The sequence below is a fragment of the Streptomyces albofaciens JCM 4342 genome, from assembly GCF_008634025.1.
Lineage (GTDB): Bacteria > Actinomycetota > Actinomycetes > Streptomycetales > Streptomycetaceae > Streptomyces > Streptomyces albofaciens.
Map to the genome: position 1 here is coordinate 1,012,547 of NZ_PDCM01000001.1, position 24,743 is coordinate 1,037,289.

A 24,743-nucleotide genomic window follows, 5' to 3' on the forward strand; every position below is an offset into this window, starting at 1 on the left:
TGGCGGCGGCACACATGACCACAGCCTCCATGGCCGGCGGGCGGTACGCGCCGCCCCGGCCGCGCCGCGAGCTGACCGCGACCTCCGCCGACGGCTCCCGGCTGCACGTGGAGATCCACGGTACGGACGGGCCCGGCGCACCCGCCGTCGTCCTCTCGCACGGCTGGACCTGCTCGACCGCCTTCTGGGCCCCGGTCGTACGGGACCTGGCCGCCGACCACAAGGTCATCGTCTACGACCAGCGGGGACACGGCCGTACCCCGGCGGTCGGCCCCCGCGGCTACACCACCACCGCGCTCGCCGACGACCTGGTGGCCGTGCTCGGCGCCGCGCTGGAGCCGGGGGAGCGGGCCGTGCTGGCCGGGCACTCCATGGGCGGGATGACGATGATGGCGTCCGCCGAGCGCCCGGAGTTCCGGGAGCGGGCCGCCGCGGTGCTGCTGTGCAGCACCGGATGCGCGAATCTGAGCGCGGAGTGCCTGGTCATCCCGTTGCGCTCGCCGGGCGGGCGGCGCCTCGCGCATCAGGTCGTCCTCGGGTCGCGGGCGCCGCTCGGGCCGGTCACCGCGCTCGCCAAACGGATCCTGAAGTACGCCACGATGGGCCCGGCCGCGACCCCCGAGCAGGTCGAGGTGTGCGCGCGGATCGTGCACGCCTGCCCGGCGGGCGTCCGGTCGCGGTGGGGCAAGGTGCTGGCCGGGCTCGAACTGACCGGTGGCGCGGCGCGGCTGGACGTGCCGACCGCCGTTGTCGCGGGCACCGCCGACCGGCTCACCCCGATCGTGCAGTCCCGCCGGCTGGCCTCCGTACTGCCGCGGTTCCTGGGGCTGACCGAGCTGCCGGGCACCGGGCACATGACGCCCATCGAGGAGCCGGACGCGGTCATCGGCCGCATCCGGGAGCTGGTGAGGGATCACCTCCAGGACAACGGGACGACGACCGACGTGGCGAAGGAGCAGAGCGCATGAGCGCACGCAGGAGCCTGGAGGGGCAGGTCGCCGTGGTCACCGGCGCGGCGCGCGGGGTCGGCGAACTCCTCGCCCGCAAACTGTCCGCGCGCGGCGCCACGCTCGCGCTGGTCGGCCTGGAGCCGGAGGAACTGGCGCGGGTGGCCGCCTCGTTGCACGGCGAGGCCGCGCACTGGCACGCCGATGTGACCGACCACGAGGCGATGGCCGAGGTGGCGCGCGAGGTCAAGGCGCGCTTCGGCAAGGTGGACATCGTGGTCGCCAACGCCGGGGTGGCCTCCGGCGGCCCGTTCGTCGACTCCGACCCGGTGTCCTGGCGGCGGGTCATCGAGGTGAACCTGATCGGCGGCGCCGTCACGGGGCGGGCGTTCCTGCCGGTCCTGACGGAGTCGCGCGGCTACTTCCTCCAGATAGCGTCGCTCGCCGCCATCACCCCGGCGCCGATGATGACCGCGTACTGCGCCTCCAAGTCAGGTGTCGAGGCGTTCGCGCACAGCCTGCGCGCCGAGGTCGGGTACAAGGGCGTACGGGTCGGTGTCGGCTATCTGAGCTGGACCGACACGGACATGGTGCGCGGCGCGGACGCGGACGACGTGATGCGCGAGCTGCGGCAGCGGCTGCCCTGGCCGTCGAACAAGACGTACCCGCCGGGCCCGGCCGTGGACCGGATCGTGGCGGGCATCGAGCGCCGCTCCTCGCATGTGTACGGGCAGTGGTGGCTGCGCGGGATGCAGTCGGTGCGCGGCTACCTGCCGTCCGTCATCGGCACCGTGGGGCAGCGCGAGATGCGCCGGTTCGGCAGCCGGCTCGACGGGCTGCGGGTGGGGCTGGTCGGTGCGGGCGGGGAGGCGGACGAGAAGGCCCGGGCGAACCGCTGAGGCCGGGGCGCGGTGCTGCGTATCGCCGCATTCGTTCCGTAACGTCGTGAACTGATCGAAATGCGTGCGGTGTCCCTGCGTGCGAGGCTGGTCGGGGCCCACCCCCGAGCACCCCTCCAGGAGTGAACAGCATGGGCATCAAGGATCAGTTCGAGGACAAGAAGCGGCAGCTTCAGGAGAAGGCGCAGCAGCGCGGCCGGCAGGGCCGGGACGAGGCGAGCGGGCGCGCCCAGCAGGCCCGTGAGCAGGCCCGCGACCGCGAGGAGCAGGCCCGCCAGCAGGTCGCGGACGCCGAGCAGGACGCCCGGGACACGTTCAAGGGCTGACGCGCGTACCGCACACTGCGCGCGTCCTGAGGGGTGCACCCGTCTCGTCGGGTGCACCCCTCAACCTACGTGCGGGTACGGCTACTTGACGACCTTGAGCGTCGTCGGCCACCCGTACCGCTCCGCCGCCGCGAACAGGTGCTTCACGTCCGCCGGTGCCAGCTTGACGCAGCCCAGCGAGTGGTAGTCGCTCTCGCCGTCCCAGCGGTACGGGCTGTCGCGGCCCGGCACCGCGATGCCCTGGGTGCCGTCCGAGCGCATCTCGCTGTGCAGGAACAGCGCGGTGCGCCGGGTCCGGCCGTCCCGGCACGTCTTGTCCGCGAGCCGGATCGCGTACCCGTTGATGCCGTCGCGCCCGCCCTTCTTGCGCGTGGTGTGCCCGAGGACCCGGTACGTGCCGTCCGGCAGCCAGCCCTTGCTCCGCGCACACTCGTCACGGCCCGCCGTACCGCCCTGGCCGGAACCGGCGCGGTAGCCGGCCAGCACCTTGCCCGTGCCGGACTGTATGAGGCGGACCCGCGAATCGGCCGGGTCGCGTTGATTCTTGTCGAAGAGGAGGTGGGTGCCGCCGCCTCGGACCGAGGGGGCGGTGGGTTCGGTGGCGTGGGCGGGTGCCGTGGTGAGCCCGGCCGTCAACGCCGCGGTGGCGGCCAGTGACGCTGTGCATATGCGCGTGCCCATGCGGGGACTCCTGTCGGTGTGCGGTCTGCCCTCAGCCGCTCCGCGGCGGCAGTTCGGGCCGCCGCCGGTCCGGTACGTCGGACAGGTCCGGCGGTTCCGTGGCGGGGTGGCGTTCCAGCAGGTCGAGTGCGGTACGGACGGCGACGCCCAGCTGCGGGTGGCGGCCCTCGGCCCAGTCCAGCGGCGAGCGGGGCGCCTCGATGTCCGGCTCGACGCCGTGGTTCTCCACGCCCCAGCCGTACGCGTCGAACCACGCGGCGTTCATCGGCACCGTGATGTACGTACCGTCGCCGAGCCGGTGCCGGCCGGTCATCCCGACCACGCCGCCCCAGGTGCGCAGGCCCACGACCGGGCCGATGCCCTGGAGCTTGAACGCCGCGGTGATCATGTCGCCGTCGGAGGAGGTCATCTCGTCGGCGACCGCGACGACCGGGCCGCGCGGCGCGTTGCTGGCGTAGCTGACGGGCTGGGCGTCGCGGGTGAGGTCCCAGCCGACGATGGTGCGGGTCAGCTTCTCCACGACCAGCTCGGAGATGTTGCCGCCGGCGTTGCCCCGCACGTCCACGATCAGCGCGGGCCGGGAGACCTCCATGCGCAGATCGCGGTTGAACTGCGCCCAGCCGGAGCCGCCCATGTCCGGGATGTGGAGGTAGCCGCACTTGCCGTCGCTCAGCTCCCGTACCACCGCGCGGCGCTTGGCCACCCAGTCCTGGTAGCGCAGCGGCCGTTCGTCGATCAGCGGGACCACGGCGACCCGCCGTGAGGGACCGCCGCCCTCCGGCGCGAAGGTCAGCTCCACGGTGGTGCCCCCGGCCGCGGACAGCAGCGGGTACGGACCGGCCACCGGGTCGACCCGGCGGCCGTCCACGTGGGTGAGCGCGGCGCCCTCGCGGATGCCCGTACCGGCCAGCGGCGAGCGGGCCCGGGAGTCGGAGGAGTCGCCGGGCAGGATGCGGCTCACCACCCAGTAGCCGTCCTTGAGCACGAAGTTGGCGCCGAGCAGGCCGATCGCGCGCTGGTAGTGCGGCGGGCCCTCGTTGCGCTTGCCGGGCGTCACGTACGCGTGCGAGGTGCCCAGCTCGCCCAGCACCTCGCGCAGCAGGTCGGCGAACTCGTCGGGGGAGGCGACCCGTTCGACCAGCGGCCGGTACTGGTCGAGGACCCCGTCCCAGTCCACGCCGGACAGCCCGGGGTCCCAGAAGTACGCGCGGATGATCCGGCCCGCCTCGTCGTACGCCTGGCGCCACTCGGCGGGCGGGTCCACGTCGTGCAGGATGCGCCGCGGGTCCAGGTGGACCGTCGAATCGGCGTCCGGCGGCTCGGTCGCGGGCACCGCCCGCAGGTCGCCCTCGTCGTTGACGACCAGCCGGGTGCCGTCGCCGCTGAGCGCGTAGGAGTCGATGGCGCCGGTCAGTTCGGTGCGCTTGGCCTTGACCAGGTCGAAGTGCTCCAGGGTGGGCTGGCCGGAGGTGTTGTCGGGGTTGGCGAAGGTTTCGCCGAGCGCGCCGGAGATCGGCCAGCGCAGCCAGACCAGCCCGCCCCCGGCGACCGGGCGCAGCGCCGAGTACTTGGACGCCGCCACCGGGAACGGCGTCACCCGGCTCGCCAGGCCCTCCACCTCCACCAGCGCCGTGCCCTCGGCCGTCACCGGCGCCTCCGCCGGGTCCAGGCCGCCCGCCGCGGGCCGCCCGTCGGCGGACAGCTGGAAGGGGGAGGGCGTCGCGGAGGACAGCGGTACGAGGTAGGGGCGGCAGCCGAGCGGGAAGGACAGGTCGCCGGTGTGCACGTCGTAGACCGGGTCGAAGCCGCGCCAGGACAGGAACGCCAGATAGCGGCCGTCGCGGGTGAAGACCGGCTGCTCGTCCTCGAAGCGGCCGTTGGTGACGTCCACGACGGTGTCCGCTCCCTCGCCGTCCCCGGCTCCGTCGGTACCGGTCAGCCGGGCGATCTTGATCTGCCGCAGCGTCCGGCCGATGCCCGGGTGGGACCAGGCCAGCCAGCCCGAGTCGGGGGAGAAGGCCAGGTCACGGACCGGGCCGTTGACCGACTTGATCAGCTCGGTGACCCGGCCCTCGCCGTCGCCGTCCGCCGAGACGTCGACCAGCAGCAGCCGCCCGTCGTGCGCGGCCACCGCCAGCCGCTCCCCGTCCGGCGCGGCCACCAGCTCGTGGACGCGGCCCAGCCGCCCGGCCGCGAGGCGGTGCGGCGCGCGCGGGATGCCGGCCTTGGGCAGGTCGGCGATCTCGATGGCGTCGTCGCCCTCGGCGTCGGTGATGTAGGCGATGCGGCCGGTGGAGCCGAGCATCTCGGGCAGCCGGACGCGCACCCCCGGCTCGTCGTGGATGGTGCGGGCCGGGCCGTCGCGGTGGGTGAGCCAGTACAGGCTGCCGCGCACGCCGACGGCGCTGGCCCGCCCGGTGGTGTCCACCGCGAGGGAGGTGATGTGCGAACCGGCCGGGATCTGGTACGTACGGCGGCCGGCGCGCGGCCCGCCGAGGCGCACCTGGAGGCGGCTCGGCTTGCCGGTCGCGCTCAGGTCGTCGACCAGCCACAGGTCGCCGCCGCACTGGTAGACGATGCGCTGCCCGTCGGTGGACGCGTGCCGGGCGTAGAAGTCGGCGTGGTCGGTGTGCCGCCGCAGGTCCGTGCTGTCGGGCTTGCAGGAGTAGACGTTGGCGATGCCTTCGTGGTCGGAGAGGAACGCGATGCGGTCACCCACGAACATCACCGCGTCCAGGTGCCCGCGCAGGTCCGGCAGCAGCCGGGTGCCGTGCAGCCACATCCGGCCCATCGCGCCGCCGCGGTAGCGCTTCCAGGAGGCGGGCTCGTGCGGCGGCTTGCCGGTCAGCAGCAGCGTCCGGCGCTCCACCGTGTCGTCGTGGTTGCCGTCCGGGCCGCCGTCGGCGATGTTCCCGTACGGATGGCCGTCGCCCTCCAGCCGGTGTCCGTCCGCGGCGAAGTCGGCGACCGCGATGTCCGAGACCGGCCCCCAGGGCAGCCGGCCGCCGGGGCTGCCGTCCGTCGGGACGCTGTACGCCCAGGAGTAGTACGAGAAGGGCTGGCCGTGCGAGGAGACGGCCAGGATCTGGCCGTCCGGGGTCCAGCCGCAGACGCGGGCGTCGGTGCTCCCCCAATAGGTGAGGCGGCGGGCCGGGCCGCCCTCCACCGGGGCGAGGTGGATCTCGGGGTCGAGGCTGCGCCAGGTGGTGAAGGCGATGTGTCTGCCGTCCGGGGAGAACCGCGGGTGACTGACCCGGGTGCGGTCGACCGTCAGCCGCCAGGCCCGGGGCACCGCGCCGCCGTCGGTGCTCAGCGGTGCCGCCCAGAGGTCGTCCTCGGCGGCGAAGCACAGCATCTCGCCGTGGAGATGCGGGAACCGGAGATACGCGCCGTCACTCACGCCCCCATGGTTTCGGCGCGGATGGGACGAGGCAACTCGGCCGGGGCCCGTGTTTCCGTGACACAGACCACCATCGAAACGTTTCCGTTTCGCTGGGGGCGGGGGTACGGTCGAGCCGTACGCCAGCTGTACGAAACCGTTTCGTTCCGCTGAGATCCGCCGAGAAACCCCTGAGGAGGTGTGCCGCGATGGGCCGCAGCCGGCTGACCCCCGAGCGCGAGGCCGAGCTGTACGCGGCCGTGCTCGACCTGCTCCGCGAGGTCGGTTACGACGCCCTGACCATGGACGCCGTCGCCGCCCGCACCCGCGCCAGCAAGGCCACCCTCTACCGCCAGTGGCAGGGCAAGCCGGAGCTGGTCGCCAAGGCGCTGGACCACTACAAGCCCGTCCGGATCGCGGACATCGACACCGGCAGCCTGCGCGGCGACCTCCAGGCGATGGTCGCCCGGGACGACGACTGCCGGATGGAACAGGACTCCGCGCTGATCCGGGGCCTGGCACGGGCCGCGCACGACAACCCGGACCTCCACCGGGCGCTGCGCGACCTGCTCATCGGGCCCGAGATCAGCGGGCTGGACGGGATGCTGGCGCGCGCCGTGGACCGCGGCGAGATCCCCGCGGACCGCCCCGCGCTCGGCTATGTCCCGCACATGCTGATCGGCGCCTTCGTCGCCCGGCAGCTCATCGAGGACCGGCCCGCCGACCGGGCGTTCCTCGCCGATTACGTCGACGCCGTGGTCCTCCCCGCCCTCGGCGTCTGACCGGTACCGGCCCGCTCGGGCCGGGTCCCGTCCCCACCCCCACGCCCCACTCCCCATCCCCCACAACGGCAGCACTCGACGCGCCGCTCTCGTCGTCGGGCCGGCTCCACACGCCCTTGTACGTCCTTGATCCCCGACGGGAGCGCCCCTTCTCGTGGCTACATTCCTCTACAAACTCGGACGGTTCGCCTTCCGGCGACGCCGCTTCGTCGCCCTCATATGGGTGGCGCTGCTGGCCGTCGCCGGTATCGGCGCCGCCACCGCCTCCTCGCCCGCGGCCGACTCCTTCTCCGTACCGGGTACGGAGTCCCAGAAGGCCTTCGACCTGCTGGGCGAGCGCTTCCCCGGCAGCAAGGCGGACGGCGCGACCGCGCGCGTGGTCTTCAAGGCGCCGGACGGGCAGCAGGTGACCGCGCCCGCGCAGAAGCAGGCCGTCGAGAAGGTCGTCGGCGAGCTGAAGTCCTCGTCGTCGCAGGTCGCCTCGGTCTCCGACCCGTACCTGGCCAAGGGCGTGGCCAAGGACGGCAGGACGGCCTACGCGCAGGTCACCTACAAGGTCTCCGGCTTCGAGCTGAAGGACGACGCGCGCGACGCGCTCAAGGACGCGGCCCAGCACGGCCGGGACGCCGGGCTGACCGTCGAGATCGGCGGCAACGCGCTCCAGGCGATGCCGGAGACCGGCGCCACCGAGGTCATCGGCATCGTCATCTCCGCCGTCGTCCTCGTCATCACCTTCGGCGCGCTGATCGCCGCCGGCCTGCCGCTGCTGACCGCGCTGATCGGGGTGGGCATCGGCGTCTCGTCCATCACCGCGCTCGGCAGCGTCCTGGACCTGTCCAGCACGACGTCCACGCTCGCCATGATGATCGGCCTCGCCGTCGGCATCGACTACGCGCTGTTCATCGTCTCCCGCTACCGCTCCGAACTGGCCGAGGGCCGCGAGCGCGAGGAGGCGGCCGGGCGCGCGGTGGGCACCGCCGGGTCCGCGGTGGTCTTCGCCGGGCTGACCGTCGTCATCGCCCTGGTGGGCCTGTCGGTGGTCAACATCCCGATGCTCACCAAGATGGGCATCGCGGCGGCCGGCACGGTCGTCATCGCCGTCCTGGTCGCGCTCACCCTCATCCCCGCGCTGCTGGGCTTCGCGGGCAAGCGGGTGCTGAGCCGCAAGGCCCGCAAGGGCAACGCCGCCGCGAGCGAGGCCGACGGCGGCAAGCCGAACATGGGCACCCGCTGGGCGCGGTTCGTGCTGCGGCGGCCGGTCGCCGTGCTGCTGGCCGGTGTCGTCGGCCTGGGCGTGATCGCCGTACCCGCGAGCTCGCTGGAGATGGGCCTGCCGGACGACGGCGCGCAGCCCACCAGCACCACCCAGCGCAAGGCGTACGACCTGCTCTCCGACGGCTTCGGGCCGGGCTTCAACGGCCCGCTGATGCTGGTCGTGGACGGCCGGGGCGGCAAGGACCCGAAGGCCGCGGCGGCACAGGTGGCCGGCACCGTCGCCAAGCTGGACGGCGTCGCGGCCGTCACCCCGCCGACCTTCAACCAGGCCGGGGACACCGCGATGCTCAGCGTCGTACCGAAGTCCAAGCCGAGCAGCACCGAGACCGAGGACCTGGTCCACGAGATCCGCGGCAAGGCGGGCGACGCGGCGCGGGACGCGGACGCGCGGGCGCTGGTCACCGGCACCACCGCGATGAACATCGACGTGTCGGAGAAGCTCAACGACGCGCTGCTGCCCTACCTGGCCTTGGTGGTCGGCCTGGCCTTCCTGCTCCTGATGGTCGTCTTCCGCTCGGTGCTGGTGCCCCTGAAGGCCGCGCTCGGCTTCCTGCTCTCGGTCGTCGCGGCGCTCGGCGCGGTGGTCGCGGTCTTCCAGTGGGGCTGGCTGTCCGGCCTGTTCGGCGTCGATCAGACCGGCCCGGTCATGAGCATGATGCCGATCTTCATGGTGGGCGTGGTCTTCGGCCTCGCCATGGACTACGAGGTCTTCCTCGTCACGCGGATGCGCGAGGCGTTCGTCCACGGGGAGCGGCCGGGCCAGGCGGTCGTCACCGGCTTCCGGCACGGCGCGCGGGTGGTCACCGCCGCCGCGGTCATCATGATCTCGGTCTTCGCGGGCTTCATCGGCTCCTCCGAGTCCATGATCAAGATGATTGGCTTCGGGCTCGCGGTCGCGGTCTTCTTCGACGCGTTCGTGGTCCGGATGGCCATCGTCCCCGCCGTCCTCGCGCTCCTCGGCCGCGCCGCGTGGTGGCTGCCCAAGTGGCTCCAGCGGGCACTGCCCGACGTGGACGTGGAGGGCGAACAGCTCCAGAAGCACCTGGCCCCCGAGCCGGCCGAAGAGCGGCCGGAACCCGTCAAGGTGTGATCCGCTCCGGGGCGGCCGTGTGAGCGGCGCGGCCGGCCCGGCCGGCGCCGCCCCGTGGGGACGGGGAGCGGCGCGCGACGCACGGCCCGGCGACGGGTCCCGTACGGTACGGGGCCGGTCGCCGGGCCGTGCCGCTTCCCCGGGCTCAGGGGGTCCGGCCGGTCAGCCCCGGCGCCGCGTACACCGCCTCGACCAGCGCCAGGTTGCGGGTGTCGTCGCCCGTCGTGCCGCCCCCGAACCTGTTCATCACATACGCGTACGCCAGCCGGTTCTCCAGGTCGGCGAAGGCGAGCGAGCCGCCCGCGCCGCCATGGCCGAAGGCCGCCCGGTTCGGGCCGAAGAAGCCGGACGTGTTGAGCATGTAGCCGCCGGCCCAGGCGAACGGCAAGGAGGAACCCGGCGCTAACGCGCCGAGCACCAGGTCGGTTTCGCCGGGGCGGCTCTGCCGCGCCCGCAGGGACGCGAGGGTGCCGGGGCCGACCAGCTCGCCGTCGGCCAGCGCGCGGTAGACCGCCGCCAGGCCGCGCGCGGTCGCGTTCCCGTTGGCGGCGGGGATCTCGGCCGAGCGGCACGCGGCGCTGTTCACATCGCCCGTGGGCAGATGGCGCATGGCCAGCGCCAGCGGGGCGAACGGGTGGGCGTCCAGGGACCGGATGGTCCCGTCCGGCACCCCGGGGAACGCGCTGCCGAGGGTGCCGTCGCCGTCCGGGCCGATCAGCTGGGCGCAGCGGTGGTGCTCGGTGGCGGGCGTGCCGATGTACAGGTCGGCGCCGAGCGGTTCGGTGATCTCCGTACGCAGGAACGTGCCGAGCGAGAGCCCGGTGATCCGCCGCACCACCTCGCCCACCAGGAACCCGAAGCTGACGACGTGATAGCCCTGGGCCGTGCCCGGCTCCCACCACGGCTCGGTGGCGGCGAGCACCGCGCAGGTCTTCTCCCAGTCGTGGACGTCCTCCGGCGTCAGACGCTCCCGCGGCCCGATGAGACCGGCGCGGTGCGAGAGCAGCCAGCGCACCGGCAGGTCACCCTTGCCGGCCTGCGCGAACTCCGGCCAGTAGCGGGAGACCGGCGCGTCCAGGTCCAGTTCGCCGCGGTCGGCGAGCAGATGGGCGCACAGGGCGGTCATGCCCTTGCTCGTCGAGTACACGTTGACCAGCGTGTCACGCTCCCACGGCCGGGTGCGGTCGGCGTCCGCGTGCCCGCCCCACAGATCGACCACCGTCTCGCCGTCCACGGCCACCGCGAGCGCCGCACCCACCTCGCCGCGCTCGGCGAAGTTGCGCGCGAACTCCTCCCGCACGTTCTCGAACTCGGGGGCACAGGTGCCTTGAACGGTGGGCGTCACGGTCACCGACTCCTCACACGGGCGGGATGGGTGCCTGGGCAACCTAACTCCGGGCGCCGGCCCGGTCCAGAGCCCGCCCAGGCCGGCCCCGTACCGTCGCGTACGTGCTGTCCGGCGCCTGCCGGGGCACGTCAGGGGCGGAGCCCGAGCACCTGGGACGGGTCCTTGAACGCGATCAAGGTTCCGGGCTTCTGTTCGCGGTAAGCGGGGTCCGTCACGTTGGTGAAGAGGTAGTGCGCGGTTGGTCAAACCGCCGTCCGCTCCCGGTGCGAGGAGTCCTCGTCCAGCAGCCGCGCCGCCATGTTGTCCAGCGCGCGGGCCAGGCGGGCGCGGTCCTCGGGGTCCTCGGCGGTCCAGCCCTCCAGGCGGTCGTCCAGCCAGCCGCGCCAGGCGACGATCAGCCGGTCGATCTCGGTGCGGCCCGCCTCGGTCGGTACCAGCCGGCCGTCGTCCTGGCGCGCGTACCCGGCGGCGACTACGCGCGTGAAGATGGGCTCCAGGACCTCCTCCGGCATGCGGTGGGCCCGGGCGACGGCGGCGAGCGAGGTCTCGCCGTGGATGCGCGTACGCCAGTGGATCTGGCCCAGCGCCCACGCCTGCCCGGGCGTGATCGGGCTGCCGGACGCGGCCAGCACCTCCAGGCTCACCGGCCCCTCCGCCTTGCGCATCACCCGGGCCACCGCACGCTCCAGCTGCTGGTCGGAGTCGGTGGAGTCGGGTGCCGCGAAGCCCTCGCCCAGGTCGCCGGCGGCCGCCCGCGCGCTGTCCCGCAGCGGCACCTCCTTGAGGAACCACGCCACCAGGAACCCGGCCAGCGCGACCGGCACCACCCACTGGAAGACATGGTTGACGGTGTCCGCGTAAGCGTCGATCACGGGCCTGGCCTGCGCGTCGGGCAGCCGGTGCAGGGCCTGGGGACTCGCGGCGGCTTCCGGCGGCACGCCCGGGGACCTCGCCAGGGCCGCCTTCAGGTTGGGTTCGAGACGGTTGCTGTAGAGGGTGCCGAAGACGGCGGTGCCGAAGGAGGAGCCGAGGGTACGGAAGAAGGTCACGCCGGAGGTCGCCGAGCCCAGCTCGTGGTAGTTGACCGTGTTCTGCACGGCGATCGTCAGGACCTGCATGGCCAGGCCGATGCCGAGGCCGAGCACGAACATGTAGAGCGACTCCAGCCACACGCCGGTGTCCGCGCCCATGGTGGACATCAGATACAGGCCGAGGCACATCACGCCCGTACCGATGACGGGGAAGACGCGGTAGCGGCCGGTGCGGCTGACGACGACGCCGGAGAGCATCGAGGTGCCCAGCAGCCCGGCGACCATCGGCAGCGTCCGCACGCCCGACATGGTCGCCGAGACGCCGTCCACGAACTGGAGGTACGTCGGCAGGTACGTCATCGCGCCGAGCATCGCGAAGCCGACGATGAAGCTGAGCACCGAGCAGACGGTGAAGACCGGGTTGCGGAACAGGTGCATGGGGAGCATGGGCTCCTTGGCCCGCAGCTCCACGAACACGAACGCCGCCAGCAGCACCGCCGAGCCCGCGAACAGGCCGATGATCACGGCCGAGCCCCAGGCGTACTCGTTGCCGCCCCACTCCAGGCCGAGGACCAGCCCGGAGGCGCCCAGCGCGACCAGCACGATGCCGAGGTAGTCGATCAGCGGACGTACGGCGGACCGGACGGCCGGGATCGTGCGGGCCGCCATGACGACCATGACGATCGCGATGGGGATGTTGACGTAGAAGCACCAGCGCCAGGACGCGTGGTCGGTGAACAGACCGCCCAGCGTGGGCCCGACGACCGTGGTCACGCCGAAGACGGCGCCCAGCGCGCCCTGGTACTTGCCGCGCTCGCGCAGCGGGATGACGTCGGCGATCAGCGCCATCGCGGTGACCATCAGCCCACCGCCGCCGACGCCCTGCACGGCGCGGGCGACGACCAGCATCAGCATCGAGGTGGAGGCGCCGGCCAGGACGGAGCCGCCGACGAAGACCACCGCGCTCACCTGGAAGATGATCTTCCGGCCGAAGAGGTCGCCGAACTTGCCGACCAGCACCGTCGAGACGGTCTCCGCCAGCAGGTACGCCGTCACCACCCACGCCATGTGCCCGCCGCCGCCCAGATCGGCCACGATCGTGGGCAGCGCGGTGGACACGATCGTCTGGTCGAGCGCGGCCAGCAGCATGCCGAGCACGATCGTGGTGAAGACGAGGTTGGTACGGCGGCGGCCGAGCGCGGGCGGGGCGCTGCGCGCTTCGGGGGCGGGGGCGTGCCCGGCGGCCGTGGTCATGCGTCCAAGCCTTTGCGCCAATGGCCCGCTTCGCCACCTTTTGCTGCCGCGGGGGTGACGTGCCGTCGCCCTTTCGCGGCCCGTGGGCTCTTGCGACCCGTTTGCAGTACGTCCACGATGAGAGGACTGCGCGGCTGAGCGGAGACCCTGATGCACGTACCCGACGGATTCATCGACGCCCCCGTTTCGGCCGCCGCCGGTGTCCTCGCCGCCGCCGCCGTCGCGGTCAGCCTGCGCGGCGCCCGCCGCGAACTGGGCGGCACCGGCCCGGACACCGGACTCGGCGCCGAGCGCACCGCGCCGCTCGCCGGGCTGGTCGCCGCCTTCATCTTCGCCGTGCAGATGCTCAACTTCCCCGTCGCCGCCGGGACCAGCGGACACCTGCTCGGCGGCGCGCTGGCCGCGATCCTCGTCGGCCCGTACACCGGCGTGCTGTGCGTATCCGTCATCCTGCTCATGCAAAGCGTGCTCTTCGCCGACGGCGGGCTGACCGCGCTGGGCGTGAACATCACCGACATGGCGGTGGTGACCGTCCTCGTCGCGTACGGGATCTTCCGCGGCCTGGTCACGGTGCTGCCGCGCGGACGCCGCTCGGTCACGGCCGCGGCCTTCGTGGCCGCGGCCGTCTCCGTACCGGCCGCCGCCGTCGCCTTCACCGGCCTGTACGCGCTGGGCGGCACCACCGACGTACCGATCGGCACCGTCTTCGCGGCCATGACCGGCGTGCACATCCTCATCGGCCTCGGTGAGGCCGCCATCACCGCGCTCACCGTCGGCGCGGTCCTCGCCGTGCGCCCCGACCTCGTGTACGGGGCGCGCGGGTCGGCCAAGCCGCTCGAACTGCGGGCCTCTCCCTTGGCCGGGGCCGCGGCGGGAGCGCGGGCGGGGGAGCGGGAGCCGGAACCGGCGGAGCCGGCGCGGCCCGTCGCCGCCCGGCGCTCCACCCGGCGCGTCTGGCTGGCCGGGGTCGCCGCCGCGCTCGTCTGCGCGGGCGGCGTCAGCTACTACGCCTCCACCAGCCCGGACGGCCTGGAGAAGGTCGCCCAGGACCAGGGCATGGACGCCAAGGCCGAGGAACACGCGGCCAAGGACTCGCCGCTGGCCGACTACAGCGTCAGGGACATCGCGGACCCGCGGATCTCAGGCGGGCTCGCCGGGGTGATCGGAGTGGGCGCGACGCTCGCCGTCGGCACCGGGGTCTTCGTCGTCGTACGGCGGCGCCGGGCCTCCGCGCGGGACACCGCCGTCGCGGAAGCCGCCGGGGACGCCACGCCCCCGCGCCACTCCCCGGAATCGGCCTGACATGGGTGCCGGGCACGCCCACAAGCTCTACCGGCCCGCGCACTCGCCGGTGCACGCGCTCCCGCCGCACTGCAAGATCGCGGCGGTGCTGTGCTTCGTCCTGGCCGTCGTCGCCACCCCGCGCACCGCCCTGTGGGCCTTCGCCCTGTACGCGCTGCTGCTCGCCGCGGTCGCCGCCGCGGCCCGGGTGCCCGCCGGTTTCCTGCTCAAGCGGCTGCTCATCGAGGTGCCGTTCGTGGCGTTCGCCGTCCTGATGCCGTTCGTCGCCACCGGGCCGCGGGTGCACGTCCTCGGGCTGTCCCTGAGCGAGGCCGGGCTCTGGGGCGCCTGGAACATCCTCGCCAAGGGCACGCTCGGCGTCGCCGCCTCCGTCCTGCTCGCCGCCACCACCGAACTGCGCGGCCTGCTGCTCGGCCTGCAACGGCTGCGGATGCCGCCGCTGCTCGTCCAGATCGCCTCCTTCATGATCCGGTACGGCGACGTCATCGCCGACGAGCTGCGGCGGATGCGCATCGCCCGCCTCTCCCGCGGCTTCGAGGCGCGCGGCGTACGCCACTGGGGCGTCCTCGCGAAGTCCGCCGGCGCCCTGTTCATCCGCTCCTACGAACGCGGCGAACGCGTCCACCTCGCCATGGTCAGCCGCGGCTACACCGGCACCCTGCCCGTACCGGACGCCGCCGCCGCGACCGCCGCCGAGTGGACGCGCGCCGCCGCCCTGCCCGCCGCCGCCCTCGCCGTATGCCTGCTGGGGTGGGCCCTCTGACCGGGACCCACCCTCTGGCCGGATTCCCCTCTGGCCACGGAACGCACCCTCTGACCGGCACGCACCCTCTGATCGGCACTTCACCCTCTGACCAGGACGGATCCTCTGACTGGGATGGATGCTTCGAACAGCCCCGCGACCGCCCGCACCACCGCACCCGCACCGGCGTCTCCCGCGGCGTCCCCGGCGGCCTCCACGCTCTCCCTGGAGGTCGCCGGGCTCGCCTACGCCTACCCCGACGGCCACCAGGCCCTCTTCGGCGTCGACCTGACCGTGGCGCGCGGCGAGCGGGTCGCGCTGCTCGGCCCGAACGGCGCCGGGAAGACCACGCTCGTCCTGCACCTGAACGGCATCCTCACGCCCGGCGCCGGCACGGTCACGGTCGCCGGGCTGCCCGTCGTGCGGCGGCACCTCGCCGAGATCCGCCGCCGGGTCGGCATCGTCTTCCAGGACCCCGACGACCAGCTGTTCATGCCCACCGTCCGCGAGGACGTGGCGTTCGGGCCCGCCGCGGCCGGGCTGCGCGGCGCGGAACTGGCGGCGCGGGTCACCGAGGCGCTCGGCCGGGTCGGCATGGCGGAGTACGCCGACCGCCCGCCGCACCACCTCTCCTTCGGGCAGCGCCGCCGGGTCGCGGTCGCGACCGTGCTCGCGATGCGCCCGGAGACCCTCGTCCTGGACGAGCCGTCGTCCAACCTCGACCCCGCCTCCCGCCGCGAACTCGCGGACATCCTGCGGGCGTTGGACGTGACGGTGCTGATGGTCACGCACGACCTGCCGTACGCGCTCGAACTGTGCCCGCGGGCCGTCGTCCTGTCCGGGGGCGTCATCGCCGCCGACGGGCCGACGCGGGAACTGCTGAGCGACGCGGACCTGATGGCCGCGCACCGACTCGAACTCCCCTTCGGATTCGACCCGCGCTCTGTGACGATCCCCACGTCCTGAGGGGGCCTGAGGTCACCCCTGGTCACCGCGTTCGCCGACGCCCCTGGTCACCAGCACTGATCCGCGCGTTGCACCATTGATAGGTCACAAACGCGACGGATGAGTGGGAAGCGGGAAACAGTGGTGGACGTCCAGGGCACGGTCGCGGACGGCTTCGAGCCGGTCCGCGACGCCTTCGCGGCCAACTTCGCGCGGCGCGGCGAGCGCGGCGCGGCTGTCGCCGTCTACCGGCACGGGCGCAAGATCGTCGACCTGTGGGGCGGCAGCCGGGACGCGGACGGTCCCCACGCGACCGGCCCCGACGCGGACAGTCCCCACACGACCGGTCCCGACGCGGACGGTTCCGACCCGGGCGCGCCGGACGGCGGTGCCCCCTGGGAGGCCCACACCGCCCAGGTCATCCGCTCCGCCACCAAGGGCGTCGCGGCCGTCGTGCCGCTCCTCCTGCACCAGCGCGGCCTGCTCGACCTGGACGCGCCCGTCGGCACGTACTGGCCCGAGTTCAAGGCCGCCGGCAAGGACCGCGTCCTGGTCCGCCACCTCCTCTCGCACCGCGCCGGACTGCCCGTCCTGGACACCCCGCTCACCCCCGAGCAGGCCCTCGACGGCGTCAGCGGCCCCGCCGCCCTCGCCGCCCAGGCCCCCGCCTGGACGCCCGGCGACGAGCACGGCTACCACGCCCAGACCTACAGCTGGCTGCTGGCCGAACTGGTCCTGCGGGTCACCGGTCGCACCATCGGCACCTGGATCGCCGACGAGATATCCGGGCCCCTCGGCCTGGAGCTGTGGGTCGGCGCCCCCGCCGACGCGCGCGCCCGCGCCGGCCGCCTGGCCGACGTCGAGGCACCGGCCCCGCCCGCCTCGGCCGGGCTGCGCGTCCGCCCCAAGCGCGACGTAGCCGACGCCTACCGCGACCCCGCCTCCCTCACCCGGCGCGCCTTCGGCGCCATCACCCCGGCCCCCGACGAGAACGCCGACGCCTACCGCGCCGCCGAACTCCCCGCCTCCAACGGCATCGCCACCGCCCGCGCCCTGGCCCGCTGCTACGCGGCGCTCATCGGCCCCGTCGACGGCCACCCCCGCCTCTTCGCGCCCGCCACGCTCACCCTGGCCCGTACGGAGGAGTCGGCGGGGCCGGACCGCACCCTCGTCGTCAACACCCGCTTCGGCCTCGGCTACATGCTGCACGGCCCCGCCTCGCCGCTGCTGGCCCCCGGCTCCTTCGGCCACCCCGGCCGCGGCGGCTGCCTGGCCTTCGCGGACCCCGAGTCCGGTACCGCCTTCGGCTACGTCACCAACGGCATGCAGCAGAACGTGACGGCCGACCCGCGGGCGCAGGCGCTGGTGCGGGCGCTGCGGGGGGCGCTCGACGCCTGAGCCCGGGGCGGACGTGTCGGAGGTGACGGGCGGGGCACCCGTACGCCTGACACCCCACCTGAAGGAGCCGACATGGCCGACGAGCGGAAGATGAAGGACCCCCGGGAAGCCGGTCCCGCCCAGGACAAGCCGCAGCCGCACCGCAGCGAGCGGGACCGCAGCGCCGAGGAGGTCAACGCGGACCAGCCGTCCGTGCGCGGCGAGAAGCCGAAGCCCGCGCCGAAGCGGTACTGACCGGGCGGGCGGGACCGGCGCAGTCGGGCGGACGGGACCGGCAGAGCCGGGCGAGCGGACCGACACGGTCTGTTGCCCGTGAGGCCCGTGCGCCAAGGTGTGCGCATGAGGCGATTCGACGGTTACAGCGTACTGATCACCGGCGCCGGCCGGGGCATCGGCGAGGCCACCGCGCGGCGGCTCGCCACCGAGGGCGCGCGGGTGCTGGTCACGGACCTGGACGGGGACCGCGCCGAGCAGGCGGCCGCCCGGATCCGCGAGAGCGCCCCCGTACGGGACGGCGGCGGCACCGCCGAGGCCCTTGCCTGCGACGTGGCGGACCGGGCCGCCGTCGAGGCGGCCGTCGCGCACGCCGTGCACCGCTTCGGCGGGCTCGACGTGCTGGTCAACAACGCCTACCGGTGCCTGCCCGACCCGCCGCGCTTCGAGGACCACCGGGACGAGGACTGGGCCGGTGACCTGGACATCACCCTCGGCGGCGCGTTCCGCTGCGCCCGCGCCGCGCTGCCCCGCCTGGCCGCCGCGGGCGGCCGCGGCGCGATCGTCAGCGTCGGCTCGGTCAACGGCGAGCAGGACTTCGGCAACCACGCGTACAGCGCCGCCAAGGCGGGCCTGGCCTCCCTCACCCGTACCCTCGCGGGCGAGGCGGCGGCCCGGGGCGTACGGGTCAACCTGGTCGCCCCGGGCACCGTCGACACCCCGAACTGGGCCGACCGCCCGGACGCCCTGAAGCGCGCCGCGGCCGCCTACCCCCTGGGCCGCGTGGGCCGCCCCGACGACATCGCCGCGGCCGTCGCCTTCCTGGCCTCCACGGACGCCGCCTGGATCACTGGCGTCACGCTCCCGGTGGACGGCGGCATCCTGACCGGCAACGCGGCGCTGCGCGAGGCGCTGCGCGGCGGCCCGGAGCGGACGCCCTAGGTGTGCAGCATCAGCGCGATCCCCGCCACCATCAGCCCCGCCGCCACCAGGCGCGGCGTGCCGAAGCGCTCCTTGAAGAACAGCGTGCCGATGGCGGCGCCGACGATGATCGAGGACTCGCGGAGGGCGGCGATGGGCGCCAGGTGGGCCTGCGTCTGGGCCCAGAGGACCAGGCCGTAGGCGAAGACGGACAGCACACCGCCGGCCGCGCCGCGCAGCGCCACCGGGCGGAGCTGGGTGAGCAGGGCGCGGCGGCGGGTGGCCAGGGCGTAGGCGGGGATGGCCAGGCCCTCCAGGATCATCAGCCAGGCGATGTAGCCGGGCGCGGTGCCGGAGGCGCGGACGCCGACGCCGTCGACCGTGGTGTACGAGGCGATGGCCAGGCCGGTGGCGAGCGCGGCGACCAGGGCCGGCCAGTGCGGCTTCGCGCCCGAGCCGCGGATGCCCCACAGCGCCACGCCGACCAGGCCCGCCGAGGCGAGCGCCACCCCGGCCAGCCCCCACGCGTCCGGCACCTCGCCGACGAACACGGCGGCCAGGACCGTGACCACGAGCGGCGCGGTGCCGCGCGCGATGGGGTACATCTGCCCGAACTCGCCCAGCCGGAACGACTGCATCAGCAGGACCTGGTAGACGACGTGCAGGACGACGGAGGCGAGGAGCGGCGGCCAGGCGCCGGGCGCGGGCAGCGGCGCGAAGCAGGCCAGCACCGCCCCGCAGAGCGCCCCGCCGCCGCCGACCAGCGTGAAGGCGAGCAGCTGGTCCTTGATGTGGTGGGCGATCGCGTTCCAGCCGGCGTGGGTGACGGCGGCGATCAGGACCGCCGTGACGACCAGGGGGCTCATGCGGCCCGCTCCCGTATGCGGGCCGTCCGGTGTCGGGGGCGCGGGGCCGACGGGCGAAGGGCTGGGTGACCGTACGGGAAATGGCGCATGGCCCGCACGCTAGCTCTAGCTGTACGGGCCACGCGATGGTGAGCGGGCGGGGTGTGACAGATCACCCCGGAGTGGGAGTGGGAGCCGTCGCCTTCGCCGGAGCCGTCACCGGGCCGGAGCCCGCGGCCCCGGCCCGGCGGGGCCTCAGCCCGCCGACAGGATCGAGCGGACGACCGGCCCGGCGTTCGAGCCGCCGTGGCCGCTGGCCGGGACGACGGCCGCCGCGGCCATGTCCCCGCGGTAGGCGGTGAACCAGGCGTTCGGCTTCTCCTGGCCGTCCACCTCCGCCGACCCGGTCTTCGCGCCGATGTCGCCGCTGAGCCCGGACATCGCCTCCGCCGCCGTACCGGACGTGGCGGTCAGCTTCATCAGGGACTTCAGCGCGGACGCGGTGTCCGGCTTCATCGCGCGCGGGGCCTTGGCCAAGGACCGGCCGTCGAGGGACGGCGCGACGATGTACGGCTGGTGGAAGCCGCCGTTCTGGACGGTCGCCGCGACCGAGGCGACGGTCAGCGGGTTCATCCGCACCCCGCCCTGCCCGATCAGCGAGGCGGCCATCTGCGCGTCGCTCTGCACCGGCACCGCGCCGTCGAAGGTGGGGATGCCGGTCTGCCAGTTCAGGCCGATGCCGAAGACGTCGCGGGCCTGCTTCGTCAGGTCGTCGTCCGCCAGCTTGGGCGCCATGGAGATGAACGCGTTGTTGCAGGACGCCGCGAAGCTCTGCGCGAAGGTGCCGTTCTTGATCTCGGACTCGTTGAGGTTCTGGAACTTCCAGCCGCCGACCGTCACGAACTTCTCGCACGGGTGCGGCTTGTCCGGCGCCGTCAGCCCCTTGTCGATCAGCATCGAGGCCGTCACGATCTTCATCGTGGAGCCGGGCGCCAGCGATCCCTGGGTGGCGGTGTTGAAGCCCTTCTCCGGGGAGTTGGCGATGGCGAGGATCTCGCCGGTGCTCGGCTTGAGGGCGACCGCGGACGCCTTCGGCTTGCCCTTGACCGCCTTCTCGGCCGCCGCCTGCACCTTGGCGTCCAGAGTGGTCTTGAGCGTGCCGGGCTTGCCCTTGGAGAGCACCTTCAGCGTCTCGTCGGGCTTCTGCGCCTTGTCACCGCCCGGCCGGTCGACGAACAGCTCGACACCCGGCTTGCCGTCCGTCTTCTTGCCGAACTTGTCGCGCAGGCTGTCCAGCACCCCGGCCAGCGCCGGGTGCGCCTCCTTGGTCAGCTCGGCGCCGTTGCGGTCCACCGCCTTGATGGGCGGCGCCTCGGACTCGCCGGTGCGCAGCACGTCGCCCTTGCCCAGCTTGGGGTGCAGGACGCTCGGCGCCCAGGCGACGCGCGGCTCGCCGGTCTCCGGGTCGCGCCTGACGGTCAGTGAAGTGGCGTAGGAGAACGGCTCCTTCATGTCCTTGTACGCGATCTGGGCGCTGACCGTGTAGGCGACCTTGTCGCCGGTGGCCTTGCCGGGCGTCACCTTCAGGTCGGTGAAGTGGGTCTGCTTCGGGTACGCGGCCAGGGCGGCGGCCGCCGTCTTCGCGTCGTCCGTGAGCGCGGCGGCCTTGTCGGCGGCCCCCGCCTTCCAGGCGTCCAGGAACTTCCCGGCGGTGCCGGTCACTTCGGCCGCGGACAGCGGGCCGGACTTCACCGCGGGCGCGCCGACGGGCTTGCCGTCCTGGGCGGCGCGGACCTGCTGGGGCCGCTCGTCGTCACCGGAGCCGCCCAGCAGCGTGTAGCCGCCCACACCGCCCGCGACCAGGGCCACCGCCCCGCCGATCAGCCCGTACCTCACCTCACGGCGCATGTCGCCGATCCCCTCCCGAATCCTCGTTCTTCCGCACGCACACAAGAACGTGCAGCGCACTCTATGGGACACGGGGTACGGGGGTGAGTCTCGGCCCTGTGATACGGGCGACGCCGGTGGCGCCCCGGCGCCGTGCCGTTGACACCTCAGCCTGGCGACGGCCGTTGCGTGGAGAGCGGCGGCCGGTCCCGGGAGTCGACCACCACCATCGCGGTGACGTTGAAGACCACGGTCTTCTGCCCGTCGACCTCGGTGGCGGCCGTCAGCCCCACCGCGTCACCGATCAGCGGGTTGTTGGTCTCCTGCCAGGTCAGACCCGGGTAGTGCTGCCGTTCGGCCCAGATCTCGGCCTCTTCCCTGGCCTGTTCGATGTCGGTGAACGCCGCGAGGGCCAGCTCCTTGCAGGCGGGCGCGGCGGTGCGCAGCGCACCGTGGTCCTCCACCTGCTCCGGCTTGTTGTGCTCGATGACGTACACGATCTGCGGCTTGCTCAATTGCGGTCCCTCCCCGGCCGTCCGCGGCTCCAAGGCGGCGATCGACATTGATCGGCATCGTTCGGTGACGGCCAAGTATGACCGCCGCTCCTGCGCGGAACGGTGCTTTCCGCGCAGGGGATCCGGCCGTGTCGAAACGCCCCGGTCCCAGGATGGTCCGCAAGGCACGGCCTAGACCCAGGTGTCGAACCACATCCTGTTGTGCCAGGCGCTCTTCGGGATCGGCTGCCCCGTGTAGAGCGGGTAGAAGTAGATGAAATTCCAGACGATGAGCAGGACGAGTACCCCGGCACCGACCGCTCCCACCGCGCGCCGCCGCTCGCCCGACCCCGGCGGGCCGAGGATCGCGCCGATCATCATGGCCAGCGCCAGGCACACGAACGGCACGAACACCACCGCGTAGAACAGGAAGATCGTCCGGTCCTGGTACAGGAACCACGGCAGGTAGCCCGCCGCGATGCCGCAGGCGACGGCGCCCGCCCGCCAGTCCCGCTTGAACAGCCAGCGGTAGAGCACGTACAGAAGCGCGAAGCACCCGGCCCACCACAGCAGGGGAGTACCCAGCGCGAGCACTTCCCGCGCACAGCCCTCGGCCGCCGTACACCCGTCGTGCCCCATCTTGGGGTCCTCGTAGAAGTACGAGACCGGGCGGCCCTGCACCAGCCAGCTCCACGGGTTCGACTGGTAGGTGTGCGGCGTGGACAGGCCCTTGTGGAAGTCGTAGACCTCGGTCTCGTAGTGCCACAGGCTGCGCAGCCAGTCCGGCAGCCAGGACGAGGCGCCCGCGCGCCCCTCCGGGGTGGCGGTCGCCCAGTCCCGGTAGTAGCCGCCCTTGGTGACCAGCCAGCCGGTCCACGTCACCAGGTACGCGGCCATCCCCACCACGACGGTCGAGACGAACGCGGGCAGCAGGTCGCGGCGCAGCACGGCGCGCACGGGATGCCGCGCGCCCGCCGTGCGCCGCCCGGCCACGTCCCACAGCACCATCAGCACGGCGAACGCCGCCAGGTAGTACAGGCCGTTCCACTTGCTCGCCGCGGACAGGCCCAGGCACAGCCCGGCCGCCAGCCGCCACGGCCGCCACCCCAGCCGCAGCCGGTCGCCCGCCTTCTCGTCCGGCCGCGCCAGCCCGTCCGCGCCCACCGGCAGCGCCGCCGCCAGCCGCGCCCGGGTACGGTCCCGGTCCACCAGCAGACAGCCGAACGCCGCCACCACCCAGAACATGACGATGAGGTCCAGCAGCGCCGTACGGCTCATCACGAAGTGCAGGCCGTCCACCGCCAGCAGCACGCCCGCCAGGCAGCCCAGCGCCGTCGAGCGCAGCAGCCGGCGGCCGATACGGCAGACCATCAGCACCGACAGCGTGCCGAGCAGCGCCACCACGAACCGCCAGCCGAAGGGGTTCATGCCGAACGCCCACTCGCCCAGCGCGATCATCCACTTCCCCAGCGGCGGGTGGACGACGTAGGAGTGCTCGGGTGAGAGCAGGATCTGCTGGGGGTGCGCGACCAGCGCGTCGTTGGCGTCCTTCGCCCAGGTGCCCTCGTAGCCGTACTGGAGCAGCGACCAGGCGTCCTTGGGGTAGTACGTCTCGTCGAATATCACCTTCGCCGGACTGCCCAGGTTCCAGAACCGCAGCACCCCGGCGAAGAGCGCCACCAGCAGCGGCCCGCCCCAGCCCGACCAGCGCGCCAGCCGGGCCGCCGCGGCCGGGCCCAGGCCCAGCACCGACCACATCCGCGTCCCAGGCTCGGGGAACGCCGGCACCAGGCGCTCGCGGGCGTCGGCCTCGGGCGCCCCGGCGTACCCGAACCGGCGCAGCCTGCGCTGCCACCGGCGGGGCTGCCCGGCGGTCTCCTCGGCGCGGTCGGCGTCTGTCGCGGTGTCACTCGTCACCGGCCCATCGTAGGGAAGCACCCTGTGCGGAAGGCGGGGGCGGCACGGCCGGTCCCGGTACGGGCGAGCCGGTCCGGGCGGCGGGGTGGACGCCGCCGGGGGATGTCCGGGCCGTACGGCTGGGAGGATGGGGGCGTGACTGGAACGCTGGTACTTGCAGGGACGCCCATCGGCGACATCGCGGACGCGCCGCCGCGGCTCGCCGCCGAGCTGGCCGCGGCCGAGGTGATCGCGGCCGAGGACACCCGGCGGCTGCGCCGCCTGACCCAGGCGCTCGGCGTGCAGCCGACCGGCCGGATCGTGTCCTACTTCGAGGGCAACGAGACCGCCCGCACACCGGAACTCGCCGACGCCCTCGAAGCCGGCGCCCGCGTCCTGCTCGTCACCGACGCCGGCATGCCCTCCGTCTCCGACCCCGGCTACCGGCTGGTCGCCGCCGCCGTCGAGCGCGGCGTCAAGGTCACCGCGGTGCCCGGCCCCAGCGCGGTGCTCACCGCGCTCGCCGTCTCCGGCCTGCCCGTGGACCGGTTCTGCTTCGAGGGCTTCCTGCCGCGCAAGGCGGGCGAGCGCCGCTCCCGGCTGCGCGAGGTCGCCGACGAGCGCCGCACCCTCGTCTACTTCGAGGCCCCGCACCGCCTCGACGACACCCTCGCCGCGATGACCGAGATCTTCGGCGCCGACCGCCGCGCCGCGGTCTGCCGCGAGCTGACCAAGACGTACGAGGAGGTACGGCGCGGGCCGCTGAAGGACCTGGCCGCGTGGGCGGCGGACGGCGTACGCGGCGAGATCACCATCGTCGTCGAGGGCGCCCCGGAAACCGGCCCGCAGGACCTCGGCCCCGCGGAACTCGTGCGCCGCGTCCAGGTCAGGGAGGAGGCCGGGGAGCGCCGCAAGGAGGCCATCGCGGCCGTCGCCGCCGAGACCGGCCTGCCCAAACGCGAGGTGTTCGATGCCGTCGTGGCGGCAAAGAATGCGGCGCGGACGGGCCCACCGGAAGGTAAATGACTAGCCTGGAAGGTAAAACGTGGGCCGCGCAGCCGGGCGCATTCTCTGCACCCCGCCAAATC

General features: G+C 73.6%; 20 protein-coding genes. 12 read left to right on the top strand and 8 right to left on the bottom strand.

All coding sequences use genetic code 11. The features are described from left to right. Positions 1-14: 14 nt before the first annotated feature. The 3 genes from CP973_RS04795 to CP973_RS04805 all read left to right on the top strand — a co-directional run bounded on the left by CP973_RS04795 (position 15) and on the right by CP973_RS04805 (position 2,172). Positions 15-968 (top strand): alpha/beta fold hydrolase, encoded by a 954-nt coding sequence (locus CP973_RS04795; RefSeq protein ID WP_150237831.1) that lies wholly within the window; start codon positions 15-17, stop codon positions 966-968. Next, positions 965-1,846 (top strand): SDR family oxidoreductase, encoded by an 882-nt coding sequence (locus tag CP973_RS04800; RefSeq protein WP_150237833.1) that lies wholly within the window; start codon positions 965-967, stop codon positions 1,844-1,846. The genes CP973_RS04795 and CP973_RS04800 overlap by 4 nt, the downstream gene beginning before the upstream one ends. Before the next feature lie 131 nt (positions 1,847-1,977). After that, entirely contained in the window at positions 1,978-2,172 is a 195-nt protein-coding gene (locus tag CP973_RS04805; RefSeq protein ID WP_150237835.1) for a hypothetical protein, read from the top strand. 81 nt (positions 2,173-2,253) lie between these two features. Here CP973_RS04805 and CP973_RS04810 read toward each other — a convergent pair whose 3' ends face one another. Together CP973_RS04810 and CP973_RS04815 are read right to left on the bottom strand one after the other, a co-directional pair. Beyond that, positions 2,254-2,853: a hypothetical protein gene (locus tag CP973_RS04810; RefSeq protein WP_150237837.1), complete on the bottom strand. Its 600-nt coding sequence runs from the start codon at positions 2,851-2,853 to the stop codon at positions 2,254-2,256. A 31-nt stretch (positions 2,854-2,884) separates the two neighbouring features. Continuing rightward, entirely contained in the window at positions 2,885-6,253 is a 3,369-nt protein-coding gene (locus tag CP973_RS04815) for a S41 family peptidase (protein WP_150237839.1), read from the bottom strand. A 188-nt stretch (positions 6,254-6,441) separates the two neighbouring features. Here CP973_RS04815 and CP973_RS04820 point away from each other — a divergent pair, with 188 nt between their 5' ends. Both CP973_RS04820 and CP973_RS04825 read left to right on the top strand, forming a co-directional pair. Beyond that, positions 6,442-7,014 carry a TetR/AcrR family transcriptional regulator gene (locus tag CP973_RS04820; protein WP_150237841.1) on the top strand — a complete coding sequence of 191 codons (573 nt, stop codon included), beginning with the start codon at positions 6,442-6,444 and terminating at the stop codon, positions 7,012-7,014. Between the two features lie 154 nt (positions 7,015-7,168). Next, positions 7,169-9,379, top strand: a complete 2,211-nt coding sequence (locus tag CP973_RS04825; protein WP_150237843.1) for an MMPL family transporter — start codon at positions 7,169-7,171, stop codon at positions 9,377-9,379. A 145-nt stretch (positions 9,380-9,524) separates the two neighbouring features. Here the strand turns inward: CP973_RS04825 and CP973_RS04830 are convergent, their stop codons facing one another. Together CP973_RS04830 and CP973_RS04840 are read right to left on the bottom strand one after the other, a co-directional pair. Beyond that, positions 9,525-10,730 (bottom strand): serine hydrolase domain-containing protein, encoded by a 1,206-nt coding sequence (locus tag CP973_RS04830; RefSeq protein ID WP_150237845.1) that lies wholly within the window; start codon positions 10,728-10,730, stop codon positions 9,525-9,527. Positions 10,731-10,969: 239 nt separating this feature from the next. Then, positions 10,970-13,012 carry an MFS transporter gene (locus tag CP973_RS04840; protein WP_150237847.1) on the bottom strand — a complete coding sequence of 681 codons (2,043 nt, stop codon included), beginning with the start codon at positions 13,010-13,012 and terminating at the stop codon, positions 10,970-10,972. Between the two features lie 150 nt (positions 13,013-13,162). Here CP973_RS04840 and CP973_RS04845 point away from each other — a divergent pair, with 150 nt between their 5' ends. The 6 genes from CP973_RS04845 (at position 13,163) to CP973_RS04865 (ending at position 18,554) form a co-directional block, all read left to right on the top strand. Next, entirely contained in the window at positions 13,163-14,314 is a 1,152-nt protein-coding gene (locus CP973_RS04845) for an energy-coupling factor ABC transporter permease (RefSeq protein ID WP_150237849.1), read from the top strand. Between the two features lies 1 nt (position 14,315). Further along, positions 14,316-15,077 carry a cobalt ECF transporter T component CbiQ gene (cbiQ, locus tag CP973_RS04850; protein WP_150237851.1) on the top strand — a complete coding sequence of 254 codons (762 nt, stop codon included), beginning with the start codon at positions 14,316-14,318 and terminating at the stop codon, positions 15,075-15,077. A 114-nt stretch (positions 15,078-15,191) separates the two neighbouring features. Next, positions 15,192-16,022: an energy-coupling factor ABC transporter ATP-binding protein gene (locus CP973_RS04855; protein ID WP_244409281.1), complete on the top strand. Its 831-nt coding sequence runs from the start codon at positions 15,192-15,194 to the stop codon at positions 16,020-16,022. Between the two features lie 99 nt (positions 16,023-16,121). Continuing rightward, positions 16,122-17,399, top strand: coding sequence for a serine hydrolase domain-containing protein (locus CP973_RS04860; RefSeq protein ID WP_150237853.1), 1,278 nt, complete (start codon positions 16,122-16,124; stop codon positions 17,397-17,399). Between the two features lie 72 nt (positions 17,400-17,471). Further along, a complete protein-coding gene (locus CP973_RS39850; RefSeq protein WP_156100299.1) occupies positions 17,472-17,633 on the top strand; it encodes a hypothetical protein in 162 nt (53 codons plus the stop codon). A 105-nt stretch (positions 17,634-17,738) separates the two neighbouring features. After that, a complete protein-coding gene (locus CP973_RS04865) occupies positions 17,739-18,554 on the top strand; it encodes an SDR family NAD(P)-dependent oxidoreductase (RefSeq protein ID WP_150237855.1) in 816 nt (271 codons plus the stop codon). Here the strand turns inward: CP973_RS04865 and CP973_RS04870 are convergent. The 4 genes from CP973_RS04870 to CP973_RS04885 form a co-directional block, all read right to left on the bottom strand. Continuing rightward, positions 18,551-19,399 carry an EamA family transporter gene (locus CP973_RS04870; protein WP_150237857.1) on the bottom strand — a complete coding sequence of 283 codons (849 nt, stop codon included), beginning with the start codon at positions 19,397-19,399 and terminating at the stop codon, positions 18,551-18,553. The two genes, CP973_RS04865 and CP973_RS04870, sit on opposite strands and share 4 nt — an antisense overlap. Before the next feature lie 234 nt (positions 19,400-19,633). Beyond that, positions 19,634-21,286, bottom strand: a complete 1,653-nt coding sequence (locus CP973_RS04875; RefSeq protein ID WP_150237859.1) for a penicillin-binding transpeptidase domain-containing protein — start codon at positions 21,284-21,286, stop codon at positions 19,634-19,636. Between the two features lie 146 nt (positions 21,287-21,432). Next, on the bottom strand, positions 21,433-21,780 hold the full coding sequence (locus CP973_RS04880; RefSeq protein ID WP_150237861.1) for a hypothetical protein: 348 nt from the start codon (positions 21,778-21,780) through the stop codon (positions 21,433-21,435). A 171-nt stretch (positions 21,781-21,951) separates the two neighbouring features. Further along, the gene (locus CP973_RS04885; protein ID WP_150237863.1) at positions 21,952-23,676 is read right to left on the bottom strand and encodes a dolichyl-phosphate-mannose--protein mannosyltransferase; all 1,725 of its coding nucleotides are present in this window, start codon (positions 23,674-23,676) and stop codon (positions 21,952-21,954) included. Positions 23,677-23,811: 135 nt separating this feature from the next. Here CP973_RS04885 and rsmI point away from each other — a divergent pair, with 135 nt between their 5' ends. Next, on the top strand, positions 23,812-24,681 hold the full coding sequence (rsmI, locus tag CP973_RS04890) for a 16S rRNA (cytidine(1402)-2'-O)-methyltransferase (RefSeq protein ID WP_208853131.1): 870 nt from the start codon (positions 23,812-23,814) through the stop codon (positions 24,679-24,681). The last annotated feature ends 62 nt before the right edge of the window (positions 24,682-24,743 follow it).